The sequence below is a fragment of the Stenotrophomonas sp. 1L-E-5-B-C3 genome (assembly GCF_057292075.1).
Genome location: NZ_JBXAWS010000006.1, coordinates 170,612 through 184,737, shown reverse-complemented (window position 1 = coordinate 184,737; position 14,126 = coordinate 170,612). Strand labels below are relative to the sequence as shown.

Genomic DNA, 14,126 nt, shown 5'->3' with positions numbered 1-14,126 from the left:
CACGGGGAAAGGTTTGACATGATCAAGTGGGCCATCATCTTCGCCATCATCGGCGTCATTGCGGGCGTGCTCGGCTTCGGCGGCATTGCTGGCGCCGCGGTCGGCATCGCCAAGTTCCTGTTCTGGGCCGGCATCATCATCGCCGTGGTGCTGTTCCTGCTCGGCATGACCGTAGCGAAGAAGGTCAGCTAGCGTTGACCGCGCAGCAGTGTGCTCAGTGTGCGCTGCTGTGCGAGAAAAGGTTGATCACCAGCACGCCGGCACAGATCAGCCCGATGCCGATCAGCGCCGGTGCATCCAGGCGCTGCTTGAAGACTACCAGCCCGATCAGCGAGATCAGCACGATGCCGACACCGGACCAGATCGCATAGGCGATGCCGGTCGGGATCGACTTCATCGTCACTGACAGCAGGTAGAAGCACAGGCCGTAACCGACCAATGCGCCCAGTGTCGGTGCCAGACGGCTCATGCCATCGGACGCCTTCAGCAGCGAGGTGGCGATCACTTCCAGCACGATCGCAGCGGCGAGATAGGCGTAGGGGTTCATTACAGGCTCCGGCTCACAACGGGTCGCACAGCTTCAGGGCCTGCTCGGCCATGGCCAGGGCGTTGAGGCGCTCCTCTTCATCCAGCGGCCGGCCATAGGCGGTGGCCCAGTAGCCGTCGGCGGCACAGCGCGCGGCATACAACCGTGCGTCGTTGGCTTCGTCGGGGAATTCGGCCAGCATCGCGCGCTTCCAGGTGCGCCAGTGCGCCAGTAGGGCCGGTTCCATCAGATTGCCGAGGGTCAGGCCGATGTCGTTGTCTTCTTCCTGCTGCAGCAAGTGCTCGAAGTTGGCCTGCACATAGGCACGGCTGAAGCAGCCATGGCCAGGTGCGTTCTGCAGCAGCAGGGCGCGCACGCGTGCTTCGAATTCGCCAATAAGTGCGCCGATGGCTTCATCCACCAGTGCCTGCTTGCTGCTGAAATGATGGAACAGCGCACCCTTGCTGACACCGGCGGCCTGCGCGACGTCCTGCACGGTCAGCGCGGCCAGGCCATGACGGCCGATCACTTCAATGGTTGCCTGCAGCAATGACTGGCGCACGCTGTCGGGCGCCTTGCGGCGCGAACGGGAGGGGGATGCGGACATGGCGGGAAGAAACCGACTGGACGGTACGATTGTAACGCAGGCCCGTGGCGGTACCGCGCTGCCGGCCAGGGCCGGCAGCGGAACCGTCATGCGTCGATGCGGGCAAAACGCGGCTGCGGTCCGTGTTCGCCCGGTACCTGTTCGACGAACATGGCGTACGGGCGCACCCACAGGCCACCTTCGCCATAGAGCGCGCGATACAGCACCAGTGGCTCCAGCGTCTCGCTGCTGCGGACGATATCGAGCACTTCGTACTCGCCGCCCTTGAAGTGGCGGTAGCGACCCGGGCCCAGGGTGGGTAGCGGGCTCAGCTCAGCCATGGTGTGCGCGCCTCACTTTCGTGCCGGGCTGGCCGGCTTCGCGCAGTACGCATCAATGGCCTCGGCGGTATTGGCAAGGCCCTGGGCTTGTGCCAGTTCCCACGGACGCTCGCAGCGCTGGCTGTGTTCGCACCACTGGTAGCCGGCCGAGCCGATGCAGCCGTGGGCGTCGCGGTCACCGCCGACCATCGGTGTGGCCGGCGCAGCCGCTGCCGCGTCAGCGCGCGCAGCTACCTTGTCCTGGCTCGCGCAGGCGGTCAGGAGCATCAGGAGGGGAATCAGGAGAAACGCTTTCATCGGGCCGGCTCCGTGCCTAAAGCGACAGTGTCTGTCGCAAATAACCCTTCAGCAAGCGCTCTCTACACGACGGCGCGGATCAGTTCCTCGATCAGCACCAGATAGCAAGCCACGAAGTAGAACTTCAGAAGCGTTGAACGCTGCTGGAAAAAGAAGGTGCGCATGTGGAAGGGGCCCCTGTTGGTGACAGTAGTGTGAAGCCGTGCTGACTCCGTGACAAGGATCACGAAATGAATTCGGTAAACGGACTCAGCGATGTGAGGGCAGGGGGTGGCCGACCGAATGACGAGGCGTTTTCGTACAAATCTGATAGGCCTCTCCTGAGGCGCTGGCTAGCCTGACGGGGTACTGGCGGCGGAACCCGCCGACGAATCTTCGAACCCACAGGAGGCTTCCATGGTCTTTACTGTCCGATGCAACACCCAGCACTGGTCCGTGCTGGACCCGCACGCGGATGATGCCGCCCGCTATGCGCGCGGTGCCGACGCGTTCGACGCCGCCGCCGCACTGGCGCTGGAGCACCACCGTCGTACCGGCCAGCCCAGCCGGGTACGGGTCGAGGCGCTCGGAAATGCCGTGGACGCGCTCATCGTCGGGTGACGCGCTGCCGACGGTGGCGCGGTCAGCCACGGTTGGGTTGTTTGAATGGGGAAAGAACCGTCGTTGCACGCCCCCTGTGCGCCGCGTCGGGAATCACTGATGCTTGCGCCATCGTATTCATCTGGAGATATCGATGGGCAAGGCACTCCCCTGGCGCACCCTGGCCTGCACCCTGTTGCCGATGCTGGCAGCCGCCGGTGGCGCACAGGCACAGAGCTATGGCTACGGTTATGACGATGATCGCTATGGCGGTCGCGAAGGCAGCGGCATCGTGCGCTGCGAGTCGATCAAGAACCGCAGCAATGAGTGCCGCCTGGAAGGCCGGGCGCGGATGATCCGCCAGTTGTCGGGTTCGCCGTGTGTCGAGGGTGAGACCTGGGGGCAGTCGCGCTACGGGGTCTGGGTCACCCAGGGCTGCCGTGCCGAGTTTGTCGGTGAATACCGCCGCGGTGGTGGCTGGGGCAATGGGGGCGGTTGGGGTAATGGCAACGGCAACGGTTGGGGTGGTGGCGAGGTCGTCACCTGTCATTCCAACGGCCACCGCCAGGAGTACTGCGAAGCCCGCATCCGCCGTGGCGTGCGCATGGTCCGCCAGGATTCGCGCAGCGCCTGCATCGAAGGCCAGACCTGGGGTTGGGACCGTCGCGGCATCTGGGTCAGCAACGGCTGCCGGGCGCAGTTCCAGGTGAACTGAGCGTCCCCCTCGAAAATCAGAATAATCTGATACAGCTCACATTTTGAACAACGTATCTTCTGCGATCAGGGCGCCCTCGGGTGTCCCTGATCTGCAACGACAGTCCGTGCCGGTATCGGCTCGGTCGTACGCCAACGTCGATACGCTGCCTCAAGGAGTGAGCCGCATGTTGATCCGCCTGCAATGCGAACAGCGCCAATGGCGCGTGCTGCACCCGGACAGGCCGGAGCCGATCGAGTTCCGCGATGGCGCCCGTGCCTACGATTTCGCCGAAACCCTCGCACGCCTGCACTTTGTCGATACCGGGCAGCGTGCGGCGGTGCGCGTGGAGGCCAGTGGTGCCTTCGTGGAGGCGGTCAGCTACGGCTGACGGCCGGGGCGCGTTTTCGGGGTTCCGCCATCCACGCATGGCGTGGATCCACTGGGTGGTGCTGACCGGCCTCAGCCGGCCGCGCTCAGCGGCGGGGTGCCGGTTGCCAGTTGCGGCCAGCGCTTGAGCACTGCCGCGCGGATGCCGGCGGCATCAATACCGGCTTCAGCCAGCAGGTCCTCGCGGCTGGCGTGGTGCTGGTAGCTGTCGGGCAGGCCCAGGTGCAGGATCGGGCGCAGCACGCCCTCGGCATTGAGCAGCTCGCCGACACCGGAACCGGCACCACCGGCCACCACGTTGTCTTCGATCGTCACCAGGCCCTCGTGCTGGGCGGCGACAGCCAGCACCAGCTCGCGGTCAAGCGGCTTGATGAAGCGCATGTTGACCACGCTCAGGCCCAGTTCGCGGCCGACCTGTTCGGCCGCGGCGACGGTGCTGCCGAAGGCCAGCAGGGCAATACGGCTGCCCTGCAGGCGCAGCTCGCCCTTGCCGATCGGCAGCGTGGACAGGTCGCTGCCGGCGGCCACGCCGGTGCCGGTACCACGCGGGTAGCGCACGGCGGCCGGGCCCGGGTGCTGCAGGCCGGTGCTGAGCATCTGCCGGCACTCGGCTTCATTGGACGGTGCCATCACCACCAGGTTCGGCACGCAGCGCAGGAAGCTCAGGTCGAGGTTGCCGGCGTGGGTTGCGCCGTCCGGGCCGACCACGCCGGCGCGATCGATCGCAAACAGCACGTCCAGGTCCTGGATCGCCACGTCGTGCACCAGCTGGTCGTACGCGCGCTGCAGGAAGGTGGAATAGATCGCCACCACCGGCTTGCCACCCTGGGTAGCCATGCCGGCGGCGAGGGTAACCGCGTGCTGCTCGGCGATCGCCACGTCGAAATAGCGCTGCGGGTATTCCTTGCTGAAACGCACCAGGCCGGAGCCTTCGCGCATCGCCGGGGTGATGCCGTACAGGTGCGGCTCGACGGCGGCGGCATCGCACAGCCAGTCGCTGAATACATCGGTGTAGGTCGGCTTCTTGGCACCGGCCTTGGCTACCAGCCCCTTGTCCGGATCGAACGGGCCCACCGCGTGGTAACCGATCTGGTCGCCTTCGGCCGGCTCGTAGCCCTTGCCCTTGGTGGTCATCACGTGCAGCAGCTTCGGGCCCTTGGAGGCGCGCAGCGTCTTCAGCGCGGACAGCAGCGCCGGCAGGTCATGGCCGTCGATCGGGCCGGTGTAGTGGAAGCCCATTTCCTCGAACATCGTGGACGGCACGAACATGCCCTTCCAGTGTTCTTCCCAGCGCTTCACGAAGCGCGCGGGATTGTTCTTCTTGTCGCCCAGGATCTTCTTGCCGCCTTCGCGCAGTGCGTTGAGCGTGCGGCTGCCGGTGGCGCGGCCCAGCATCTTGGTCAGGCCGCCAACCGCTTCGGAGATCGACATGTTGTTGTCGTTGAGGATCACCAGCAGGTTCGGCTCGGGCTCCATGCCACCGGCGTGCATCAGCGCCTCGAACGCCATGCCGGCGGTCATCGCGCCGTCACCGATCACCGCCACGACCTTGCGGTCGTCGCCTTCGGACTGGCGGGCGATGGCCATGCCGAGCGCGGCCGAGATCGAGGTCGAAGAGTGGCCAACGCCGAAGGTGTCGTATTCGCTTTCCTCGCGCTTCGGGAACGGCGCGACGCCGTCCTTCTGCTTGACGGTATGGATCTCGTCGCGGCGACCGGTCAGGATCTTGTGCGGATAGGTCTGGTGACCGACGTCCCAGACCAGCTGATCGACCGGGGTCTGGTACAGGTAGTGCAGGGCCACGGTGAGTTCGATCACGCCCAGGCCGGCGGCGAAGTGGCCGCCGCTCTTGCCCACCGATTCGATCAGGTAGGCGCGCAGTTCATCGGCGACCGCCGTCAATTCGGATTCGTCGAACGTGCGCAGGTCATCCGGTGTCTGGATGCGCGCGAGGCGGGGATAGCGGGCAGAGTCGATCATCATGTTCGCACTTGTTCTGAACGCCCATTTTCGCCCTCAAACGGGGGTGGGGCAAGCAAACGCCGCCGTCCGTGACAGGACGGTGAGGGTTGCATTTTCGGCGATTCAGGTGCTCAGTTTTGACCGCTTGGGCAATTGCGCCTTCAGGAAGGCCATCTGGTCGGCCAGGATGTTGCGGTTGGACAGGATCAGGTGCTCGATCCAGCTGGGCCGGTAGGGCACCGCCAGCAGTGGCATGCCGGCCTGCTGGGGCGTGCGGTCGCTCTTGCGCGAGTTGCAGTGGAAGCAGGCGGTGACCACGTTTTCCCAGCAGTCCAGGCCGCCCTTGGACAGCGGCATGACGTGGTCGCGGGTGAGCGTGGGGCGGCCGAACTGCTGGCCGCAATACATGCACAGGTGGGCGTCGCGGGCGAACAGGGCCGGGTTGGTCAGGTTCGGTGTGGGATCGATCGCGCGGGAGCGGGCATGGCCACGCGCGGCGATGATGGGGTGCAGGTCCATCCCGCTCTGCAGGCCGCTGAAGCGGTTGATGCCGCCGTGGATGTGCAGGCAGGGGTCGCCGAGTGTCCAGGCCACCGCTTCGCGGGCGTAGAGGCAGGCGGCATCCTGCCAGGTGATCCAGTCCAGTACGCGTCCGTGGGCATCAAGCGAGAGCAGCCGGACCGAACCGGGGCGATGCAGCGTCGTGGCGTTGGGCGATGCTTCGGCGCCCGGAGCAGAAATCGGGGCTCCGGCTTCGATCAGACCCAAGCGTGTAGTGTCTGTCTCCATCGGGAGAACAGCTTATACCTGAATCATTGCGATTTGGGTATCGCCTGGAGGGCGATACCCAAATCGCAAGATTCAGGTCCGCGCATTCCTCCTATCCCCCGCACCTGTCGGTGCGCCCCCCCTTAACAAAGGGGGGGCTTTTCTCCAGATGGATTTCGGTGGTTTCCATCCACGCGTGGCGTGGATCTACCGTGTCGACCAAGGTCGACACCCACCAGCAGCAGAAATCTGTCGAGGGCGGGGTGGGTCCGGTTGCGGGGGCGTGAGCCGCATGGATGCGGCGACCGAGCTTACATGGACGTACTTGCAGCGCCCCCCGCAATTGGACCCACCTCGCCACCCCGCAGGAAGCCAGCTCTTGCCGTTGCTGTTGCGGTGGCCGGCCAGCGGCCGGCACTACCGCGGGTGCCGGGCGCCGCCCGGCTCAGGCGCCGAAGCGCTCGTCGTCCATCGCCATCAGCGGGGCGGCGCCGGCCTGGATCGCGGCGGCGTGGCTGAGCGTGCGCGGCAACACGCGGGCGAAGTAGAACCGTGCGGTCTCGCGCTTGCCCTGGGCGAAGGCGGCGCCATGCGCGCTGGCATCGGCGGCGGCCACGCTGCGGGCCCACCAGTAGGCCAGCACCACGTAACCCGAATAGAACAGGTAGTCGTAGCTGGCCGCGCCGAGTTCGTCCGGATTGGCGGCCGAGCGCTGCAGCACATCCATGGTCAGCTTGCCCCATTCGGCGGCCTTGGCGCGCAGCGGGCCGATGAACTCGGCCAGCGCTTCGTTGCCCTCGTTGGCCTTGGCGAACGCCTCGATCTCGGCCAGCATCAGCTTCAGGCCGGCGCCCTGACTGGAGGCGGTCTTGCGGCCGATCAGGTCCAGCGCCTGGATGCCGGTGGTGCCTTCATACAGCGTGGTGATGCGCGCATCGCGGGCCAACTGCTCCATGCCGTGTTCGCGGATGTAGCCGTGGCCGCCGAAGCACTGCAGGGCGTTGTAGGTGTTCTCGATACCCCATTCGGTCTGGCAGGCCTTGGAGATCGGGGTCAGGAAGCTCACCAGGGTGTCGGCGCGCTCACGCTCGGCGGCATCGTCGGCGTGGTGGGCGACGTCGATCAGGGTGGCCGCGTGCAGTGCCAGCAGACGGCTGCCTTCGACCAGCGACTTGATCGTCAGCAGCATGCGGCGCACGTCCGGGTGCACCAGGATCGGGTCGGCCGGCTTGTCCGGGAATTTGGCGCCGCTGAGCGAACGCGACTGCAGGCGCTCGCGGCTGTATTTCAGCGCGTTCTGGTAGGCGCGCTCGGACAGGCCGATACCCTGCAGGCCGACGCCCAGGCGCGCAGTGTTCATCATGGTGAACATGGCCTGCAGGCCCTTGTGCGGCTGGCCGACCAGGTAGCCCTGCGCACCATCGAAGTTCATCACGCAGGTGACCGAACCCTTGATGCCCATCTTGTGCTCGATCGAGCCGCAGCGCAGCGCGTTGCGCTCGCCGACATTGCCATCGCGGTCGACCTTGAATTTCGGGGTGACGAACAGCGAGATGCCCTTCGCACCCGGGGGCGCGTCAGGCAGCTTGGCCAGCACCAGGTGCACGATGTTGCCGGTCAGGTCGTGCTCGCCGGCGGTGATGAAGATCTTGGTGCCGGTGATCGAATAGCTGCCGTCGGCATTCGGCTCGGCCTTGGTCTTGAGCAGGCCCAGGTCGGTGCCGCAATGCGGTTCGGTCAGGCACATGGTGCCGGTCCAGCGGCCCTCGATCAGTGGCTTCAGGAAGGCCTCGTGCTGCCACGCTTCGCCGTGCTGCTTCAGGGCTTCGATGGCGCCGTGCGAGAGCAGCGGGAAGTTGCCCCAGGCGAGGTTGGCGGCATTGATCATTTCGTTGAGCGGCACGCCCAGAGTGTGCGGCAGGCCCTGGCCGCCCAGCTCCGGTGCGGCGGTCAGGCCGGTCCAGCCGCCGTCCACGAACTGGTCATAGGCCTGCTTGAAGCCGGGCGGGGTGGTCACTTCGCCGCTGGCCTGGTCGAGCACGCAGCCGATCTCATCGCCGACGCTGTTGAGCGGTGCCAGCACGGTGGCGCTGAAACGGCCGGCTTCTTCCAGCACGGCATCGACCACGTCGGCGGTGGCGTCGGTGAAGCCCAGGCGGGCGAACAGGGGTTCGACCTTGAGCACGTCGTGCAGGCCGAAACGGAGGTCGGAAAGCGGGGCGGTGTAGCTGCTCATCAGGTACGTCTCGATCAGGGACAGGGGGAGCGGCGGCAGGCGCCGCGGCGGAAAGTGGAGTCAGCGCAGCACGCCGGGCAGGCCCGGGGCCTGGTTGAGGGTGCTGCGGCTGATGATGTCGAAGCTGCGCTGCTTCTTTTCCTGCGGCGTGGCCGCCACCGAACCCTTCAGGCCATAAGCGAGGGTGCGATTGCCGGCCAGTGCGTCGGCCACCACCAGGCGTGCGGCCGAGCTGGGCACGAGGTCGACATTGATGACGTCGGCCGAGGTGCCGCCGATGGAGATGCCGGGCTTGGCCTGCAGGGTGCCGGCTTCGGTGTCGCCGACGGTCAGGGCCAGGGAGACATCATCGAAGGTCATCGGCATCGAGCTGTAGTTCTGCAGGCGCAGGGCTACGGTCCAGTTGCCGTCGGCGCGCACGGTCAGTTGCTGCAGGCTGGCCGCCGGTTCCGAAACACGCTTGACGATGCCGTTGTTGCAGGCAACAAGGGCGAGGGTGCACAGGACGATCAAGGCGATACGGAAACGGTGGAGCATGGGCGCAGGTCCTCTGGAGGGGTGCGTTGGATAAGCATACTACGGCGTATGGTCGTTTGGATCGCCTGTGGCGACCCGTCGCAGAGGGTAGCGCGTGAAGATGGCGGCCGGGCGTGCGCGGCGCCGGATGGCGCGCGCGTGGTGCGCCGGATGCGGCGCGGTTCAGTCGGCGGGCGTGTCGCGAATCGGAGCCATCAGGCGCAGTGGGCCGAGGTCGTAGCCCATCGTCTCGGCTTTCTCTTTCAACTGTTCGAACCGGGCGCGATCCATTTCCGGCAGGCGCGAGAGGATCCACAGGTACTTACGGTCCGGCTCACCGACCAACGCCCACTGATAGTCCGGGTCCAGTGCCAGGACCCAGTAGTCCGCCCAGACCAGTGGCACCCAGCTCAGCCAGTCCGGCACGAAGCGCACCTGCAGTTGGCCGGGATGGCCGGCAACCGGGCGTGCCACGCCTTCAGCAACCACGCGTTCTCCGTCGCCGTTGCGGCAGGCATTGGTGACACTGATGCGGCCATCGCGGCGCAGCCCGTAGTTGGCGGTGATTTCGCCAACGCACTGCTTCTGGAACGACACCGGAAGATGCGCGATCTCGTGCCACTGGCCTGCGTAGCGATCGATGTCCAGCGTGTCGACTGCGCGTACCGGTTCGGCGGCGATCACCGGGGAGGCGGCCAGCAGCAGGCAGGCGAGCAGGGCGGGGCGAAGATGCATGGGCGGCTCCAAGCAGGAGTCTGGAGCGTAGGTGGCACGGCGCGCGGTGGTGTAAACGTTTCGTCAACCAGGCGGCGCTGGCCTGGCATGGATCCAGGCCTTGCGTGGATGGCAGATCGCAGACAAAAAAAGACCTGCATTTCTGCAGGTCTCTGAAGATGGTGGCCGAAGACGGAATCGAACCGCCGACACGGGGATTTTCAATCCCCTGCTCTACCAACTGAGCTACTCGGCCAAATTGTGCGGCAACCGTGATCAAATCCGGTTTCCGGAAAAAAAAGACCCGCATTTCTGCAGGCCTTCGAAAGTGGTGGCCGAAGACGGAATCGAACCGCCGACACGGGGATTTTCAATCCCCTGCTCTACCAACTGAGCTACTCGGCCACATGTTTCGTTGCAGCGAGGTCGCTGCCAAGGACGCGTATATTACGGAGGTCGGCTGCCTTCGGCAAGCGTTTTGCCAAGATTTCTTCACATTGCCGTCTGCGTGCTCGCAAGTGCTTGATCCTCCGTTCTGGGGCGGGGCGTGGCCAGTCGATCATCGTCTGCGGTGGAAATCAGCAGATCGCCGCGATCGCCAAAGCTGCAAGGGCAAGGGCTGCGCCGGACCCGCGCCGGTCCGGGCGATGGAACGCTGTTTTCGTGGCCGCCATCGGGGATGGCTGCGGCGTAGTGTCGGCACTCCTTTCCTGATGCTGGCAACAGCAGAGACCTGGTCATGTCCGATCCCTCGACCACCTCCCGCATCGTGCTTGCGTCGCGTCCGCAGGGGGCGCCAAGTGCAGCCAACTTCCGCCTGGAACAGGTTGCGTTGCCGTCATTGGCCGATGGCGATGTGCTGCTGCGCAACCGCTACCTGTCGCTGGACCCGTACATGCGTGGACGCATGGACGAGGGCCCCTCGTATGCCGCGCCGGTGGCGGTGGGCGCGGTGATGGAAGGGCAGACCGTGGCCGAGGTGCTGCAGTCCAATGCCGAGGGCGTAGCCACAGGTGAGCTGGTGCTGGCGCCCGGTGGCTGGCAGACCCACGCGGTGATGCCGGCCAAGGCGCTGGGGCGTCGGCTGGATCCGGCCGGCCTGCCGTTGAGTACGGCGCTGGGCGTGTATGGCATGCCCGGTTTCACCGCCTATTCCAGCCTGCATGAAATCGCCCGCCTGAAGCCGGGCGAGACGCTGGTGGTGGCCGCCGCGACCGGGCCGGTCGGCGCGACTGTGGCGCAGCTGGCGAAGCTGCAGGGCGCGCGCGTGGTCGCCATCGCCGGTGGCGAAGCCAAGCGTGCCTATCTGCAGACACTGGGCGTGGACGTGGCGCTGGATCATCGCGCCGCTGATTTCGCCGCGCAGCTGCGCGCGGCGGTGCCCAGGGGTATCGACGTGTATTTCGAGAACGTGGGCGGACACGTGCTGGATGCAGTGCTGCCGCTGCTCAACGACTTCGCCCGCATTCCGGTGTGCGGCACCATCGCCACCTACAACGAGCGGGGCGTCGAGCAGCCCGGCCCGGACCGGTTGCCCGCACTGTTCAGCCAGATCCTGCGCCAGCGCCTGACCGTGCGTGGTTTCATCGTGCACGACTTCAACCACCTGTGGCCGGACTTCGAACGCGAGATGCCGCAGTGGCTGCGCGACGGCCGCATCCAGTACCGCGAGGATGTGGTGGAAGGGCTGGAGAATGCACCGGAGGCGTTCTTCGGGCTGTTACAGGGGCGCAACTTCGGCAAGCTGGTGGTGAAGCTGGATTGAGGACTTGGCGGTGTGCCGACCAAGGTCGGCAGCTACCCGGTTGCATCAGCCGTTGGCTGCCTTTTCCCGGCGCAGCAGTTCACGCTTGCGGGCCACGCCCCAGGCGTAGCCGGACAGGTCGCCATCGCGGCGGACCACGCGGTGGCAGGGGACTGCCACCGCGAGCGGGTTGCTTGCGCATGCGCGTGCCACCGCACGGCTCGAGCGCGGCGCGCCGATGCGCGCGGCAACATCCGCATACGACGCGGTCTGCCCGCGCGGAATCTGCTGCAGCGCCTGCCACACCCGTTGCTGGAAGGCGGTGCCGCGGATATCCAGCGGCAGCGTGGCGCCTCGCGAAGGATCCTCGACCAGGCCTACGACCTGTGCCACTAGTTGCTCGTAGCCCTGGTCGGCGCCGACCAGTTCGGCCTGGCGGAAGCGTTGCTGCAATGACTGCAGCAGCGTCTCCGGATCGTCGCCGAGCAGGATCGCGACCACGCCGGTCCCGCTGCTGGCCACCAGCACGCTGCCCAGTGAACTTTCGGCAAGCGCGAAGTGGATGACTTCGCCGCGCCCCCCTGCGCGCCATTGCTTGGGCGTCATGCCCAGCAACTTCGGTGCGTTCTCGTAGAAGCGTCCACTGGAACCGAAGCCAGCATCGTGGAAGGCGTCGGTGATGCGTTCCTGTTGTTCCAGCCCGGTGCGCAGGCGGTCGGCGCGCAGCGCGGCGGCGTACTGCTTGGGGGTCAATCCGGTGGCCTGCTTGAACAGGCGATGCAGACGGGTCGGGCTGCAGCCGGCGATGTCCGCCAGTTCCTGCAGCGAGGGTTCGTCGAGGCTGGTCTGCAGGTGGCGGCAGACCCGTTCGACGCGGGCATCGAGGGTGGTGGCGGTACTGTCCATGGCCGGATTCTGGCACGTGCCGGTGCTGCGGAAACTCCGTTTCCTGCACTCATCTGTGAGGCCCGGAAACGGAGTGTTGGCGGGCCGAAGGCACGGCATCGTGGCGGCCACTTCACAACCGGTACCACGACCATGCGCCTGAACAACAAGATCGCTCTCATCACCGGTGCCAGTGCCGGCATCGGTCGCGCCAGCGCGCTGCGCTTCGCTGCCGAAGGAGCAAAGCTGGTGCTCAACGCACGGCGGCCGGAGCCGCTGCAGGGACTGGCCGAACAGATCCGCGCCGCTGGTGGCGAGGTGGTGGTGCATGCGGCGGATGTGGCTGATCCGGGCACGGCGCAGGCGCTGGTCGATCTGGCCCAGCAGTCCTTCGGTGGTCTGGACATCGCACTCAACAATGCCGGCATGCTCGGGCCCGGTGTGCCGGCCGCGGAGTTCCCGGTGAACGCCTGGCGCGAAGTGATGGCGACCAATCTGGATGCCGCCTTCCATGCGGCACGCGCGCAGTTGCCGGCATTGCTGGCACGCGGCGGTGGCTCGCTGGTGTTTGTCGGCACCTTTGTCGGCCACACCGTGGGCTTCCCGGGCATGGCGGCCTATGCGTCGAGCAAGGCCGGGCTGATCGGCCTGAGCCAGGTGATCGCCGCCGAATACGGGGCGCGTGGCGTGCGCAGCAACGTGCTGCTGCCCGGTGGCACCGATACCGAGATGGGGCGGCAGGCGGCGCCTACGGGCGATGCGCGTGATTTCGTGCGCTCGCTGCACGCACTCAAGCGCCTGGCCGAACCGGAAGAAATCGCCAATGCGGCGCTGTTCCTGGCCAGCGATGAAAGCAGTTTCGTCACCGGCAGCGCGATGCGCGTGGAGGGTGGAGTGTCGATCACCCGTACCTGAGCGCGGTTACGTGCGTGGTGAGTAGCGAATGCCGCTGCTGGCCATGAAGCCTTTCGGATCGAAACGGGCCCAGGCTTCGCCCCAGTCGAACCGGGCGTGGCCGCCGCTCAGCTTGCGACCCAACGCCGCGCCCAGCGTGCGGCGCATGAAGGCGACCTCGGCGTCGATCGCCACCTGGGTCGGCCAGCCGTCTTCCAACGTCGCACCAGGCAGACTGACGCCCATCGTCACCATGTCGAGCTGTTGCCCGTGGAAGCACAGGCTGATGCCAGCGGGCGCACCGCCCAGGCTGAGCCGGTGCAGGCTCAACCAGCGATAGCCGGTGCCGACATCACGCTCCCCACTTGCCAAGGTGGCAAAGGCGATGCGCGCTTCATCCAGTGAGAGGGTGGGGCAGATCAAGGCCGACATATTGCCGAGCCGGAGGCTGCCGTCGGTCGCATCGAAGATCATCGGCACGGCGTGTGCTGCGTGCTGGGCAGAAGAGGGCATGGTGCACCCGATATGCATAGTGCGTCGGATTCTGGATGTACCTTGCCGATGGCTGCAAGCCGCGGGCTGCACACAGCGTTCGCACCGGGCTGACCTTCGACTTACCCGATGCGCTCTAGCGTGGAGGCAGCGTCGGCCTCTGCCGACGAGGGAGTTTTCGATGAGCGAGCACGATAAAGATCACGGCGACCCGAAGCAGGGCGTGCAGGAAAGCCGCCAGGACAGGAAGCAGGACGACGTGGCCAAGCAGCGGCCGGGGCAGCGCGATCAACAGCTGCGCGATGCGCACTCGCGCAGCCCGCACCGCAAGGACGGCGGCGAGGAGCCGGCCTGAACCGGGATGCAGGAAAGAAAAAACCCGCAGATCACCAGGATCTGCGGGTTCTTCCGAATAGTGGTGGAGCCAAGGAGGATCGAACTCCTGACCTCGTCATTGCGAACGACGCGCTCTCCCAGCTGAGCTATGGCCCCACGGCAGGCT

Annotated in this window: 18 protein-coding genes and 3 tRNA genes; 7 read left to right on the top strand and 14 right to left on the bottom strand. The window is 66.2% G+C overall.

What is annotated here, in order from left to right; translation table 11 throughout:
* Positions 1–18: 18 nt before the first annotated feature.
* Positions 19–192 (top strand): DUF1328 domain-containing protein, encoded by a 174-nt coding sequence (locus AC0Z6F_RS10235; RefSeq protein WP_006380555.1) that lies wholly within the window; start codon positions 19–21, stop codon positions 190–192.
* 22 nt (positions 193–214) lie between these two features.
* Here AC0Z6F_RS10235 and AC0Z6F_RS10230 read toward each other — a convergent pair whose 3' ends face one another.
* The 4 genes from AC0Z6F_RS10230 to AC0Z6F_RS10215 all read right to left on the bottom strand — a co-directional run bounded on the left by AC0Z6F_RS10230 (position 215) and on the right by AC0Z6F_RS10215 (position 1,750).
* The gene (locus AC0Z6F_RS10230; RefSeq protein WP_012511687.1) at positions 215–547 is read right to left on the bottom strand and encodes an SMR family transporter; all 333 of its coding nucleotides are present in this window, start codon (positions 545–547) and stop codon (positions 215–217) included.
* 13 nt (positions 548–560) lie between these two features.
* Entirely contained in the window at positions 561–1,133 is a 573-nt protein-coding gene (locus tag AC0Z6F_RS10225; RefSeq protein WP_100435039.1) for a TetR/AcrR family transcriptional regulator, read from the bottom strand.
* An 86-nt stretch (positions 1,134–1,219) separates the two neighbouring features.
* A complete protein-coding gene (locus AC0Z6F_RS10220; protein ID WP_032971752.1) occupies positions 1,220–1,453 on the bottom strand; it encodes a DUF1653 domain-containing protein in 234 nt (77 codons plus the stop codon).
* A 12-nt stretch (positions 1,454–1,465) separates the two neighbouring features.
* On the bottom strand, positions 1,466–1,750 hold the full coding sequence (locus AC0Z6F_RS10215; protein WP_485617150.1) for a hypothetical protein: 285 nt from the start codon (positions 1,748–1,750) through the stop codon (positions 1,466–1,468).
* A gap of 396 nt (positions 1,751–2,146) precedes the next feature.
* Here AC0Z6F_RS10215 and AC0Z6F_RS10210 point away from each other — a divergent pair, with 396 nt between their 5' ends.
* The 3 genes from AC0Z6F_RS10210 (at position 2,147) to AC0Z6F_RS10200 (ending at position 3,414) form a co-directional block, all read left to right on the top strand.
* Positions 2,147–2,350 (top strand): hypothetical protein, encoded by a 204-nt coding sequence (locus tag AC0Z6F_RS10210; protein ID WP_012511682.1) that lies wholly within the window; start codon positions 2,147–2,149, stop codon positions 2,348–2,350.
* A 133-nt stretch (positions 2,351–2,483) separates the two neighbouring features.
* On the top strand, positions 2,484–3,044 hold the full coding sequence (locus AC0Z6F_RS10205; RefSeq protein WP_006380460.1) for a DUF3011 domain-containing protein: 561 nt from the start codon (positions 2,484–2,486) through the stop codon (positions 3,042–3,044).
* Positions 3,045–3,210: 166 nt separating this feature from the next.
* Positions 3,211–3,414, top strand: a complete 204-nt coding sequence (locus AC0Z6F_RS10200) for a hypothetical protein (protein ID WP_005417823.1) — start codon at positions 3,211–3,213, stop codon at positions 3,412–3,414.
* Between the two features lie 71 nt (positions 3,415–3,485).
* Here the strand turns inward: AC0Z6F_RS10200 and dxs are convergent, their stop codons facing one another.
* The 7 genes from dxs to AC0Z6F_RS10165 all read right to left on the bottom strand — a co-directional run bounded on the left by dxs (position 3,486) and on the right by AC0Z6F_RS10165 (position 10,014).
* Positions 3,486–5,393, bottom strand: a complete 1,908-nt coding sequence (dxs, locus tag AC0Z6F_RS10195) for a 1-deoxy-D-xylulose-5-phosphate synthase (RefSeq protein ID WP_041864673.1) — start codon at positions 5,391–5,393, stop codon at positions 3,486–3,488.
* A gap of 105 nt (positions 5,394–5,498) precedes the next feature.
* Complete coding sequence (locus tag AC0Z6F_RS10190) at positions 5,499–6,164, bottom strand: HNH endonuclease (protein WP_006380400.1); 666 nt, start codon at positions 6,162–6,164, stop codon at positions 5,499–5,501.
* A 424-nt stretch (positions 6,165–6,588) separates the two neighbouring features.
* The gene (locus AC0Z6F_RS10185; RefSeq protein WP_012511679.1) at positions 6,589–8,379 is read right to left on the bottom strand and encodes an acyl-CoA dehydrogenase C-terminal domain-containing protein; all 1,791 of its coding nucleotides are present in this window, start codon (positions 8,377–8,379) and stop codon (positions 6,589–6,591) included.
* 60 nt (positions 8,380–8,439) lie between these two features.
* Positions 8,440–8,916 (bottom strand): LEA/WHy family protein, encoded by a 477-nt coding sequence (locus AC0Z6F_RS10180; RefSeq protein ID WP_485617151.1) that lies wholly within the window; start codon positions 8,914–8,916, stop codon positions 8,440–8,442.
* A gap of 162 nt (positions 8,917–9,078) precedes the next feature.
* Entirely contained in the window at positions 9,079–9,630 is a 552-nt protein-coding gene (locus AC0Z6F_RS10175) for a lipocalin family protein (RefSeq protein ID WP_164159138.1), read from the bottom strand.
* A gap of 159 nt (positions 9,631–9,789) precedes the next feature.
* Positions 9,790–9,865, bottom strand: a tRNA-Phe gene (locus AC0Z6F_RS10170).
* Positions 9,866–9,938: 73 nt separating this feature from the next.
* Positions 9,939–10,014: transfer RNA gene (locus AC0Z6F_RS10165), tRNA-Phe, on the bottom strand.
* Positions 10,015–10,348: 334 nt separating this feature from the next.
* Between AC0Z6F_RS10165 and AC0Z6F_RS10160 the strand changes: the two genes are divergently transcribed.
* Positions 10,349–11,374 (top strand): NADP-dependent oxidoreductase, encoded by a 1,026-nt coding sequence (locus AC0Z6F_RS10160; protein ID WP_485617152.1) that lies wholly within the window; start codon positions 10,349–10,351, stop codon positions 11,372–11,374.
* A 45-nt stretch (positions 11,375–11,419) separates the two neighbouring features.
* Here AC0Z6F_RS10160 and AC0Z6F_RS10155 read toward each other — a convergent pair whose 3' ends face one another.
* On the bottom strand, positions 11,420–12,259 hold the full coding sequence (locus AC0Z6F_RS10155; protein WP_100435033.1) for a bifunctional transcriptional activator/DNA repair enzyme AdaA: 840 nt from the start codon (positions 12,257–12,259) through the stop codon (positions 11,420–11,422).
* Between the two features lie 132 nt (positions 12,260–12,391).
* Here AC0Z6F_RS10155 and AC0Z6F_RS10150 point away from each other — a divergent pair, with 132 nt between their 5' ends.
* Positions 12,392–13,153 carry an SDR family oxidoreductase gene (locus AC0Z6F_RS10150; RefSeq protein ID WP_485617153.1) on the top strand — a complete coding sequence of 254 codons (762 nt, stop codon included), beginning with the start codon at positions 12,392–12,394 and terminating at the stop codon, positions 13,151–13,153.
* A gap of 6 nt (positions 13,154–13,159) precedes the next feature.
* Here AC0Z6F_RS10150 and AC0Z6F_RS10145 read toward each other — a convergent pair whose 3' ends face one another.
* Positions 13,160–13,645 carry a hypothetical protein gene (locus AC0Z6F_RS10145; RefSeq protein ID WP_100435031.1) on the bottom strand — a complete coding sequence of 162 codons (486 nt, stop codon included), beginning with the start codon at positions 13,643–13,645 and terminating at the stop codon, positions 13,160–13,162.
* 160 nt (positions 13,646–13,805) lie between these two features.
* On the opposite strand from AC0Z6F_RS10145, the gene AC0Z6F_RS10140 reads away from it, so the two are divergent.
* Positions 13,806–13,979 carry a hypothetical protein gene (locus AC0Z6F_RS10140; protein ID WP_202908194.1) on the top strand — a complete coding sequence of 58 codons (174 nt, stop codon included), beginning with the start codon at positions 13,806–13,808 and terminating at the stop codon, positions 13,977–13,979.
* 61 nt (positions 13,980–14,040) lie between these two features.
* On the opposite strand, the gene AC0Z6F_RS10135 is transcribed toward AC0Z6F_RS10140, so the two are convergent.
* Positions 14,041–14,116 (bottom strand) — tRNA-Ala (locus AC0Z6F_RS10135).
* Between the last annotated feature and the right edge of the window lie 10 nt (positions 14,117–14,126).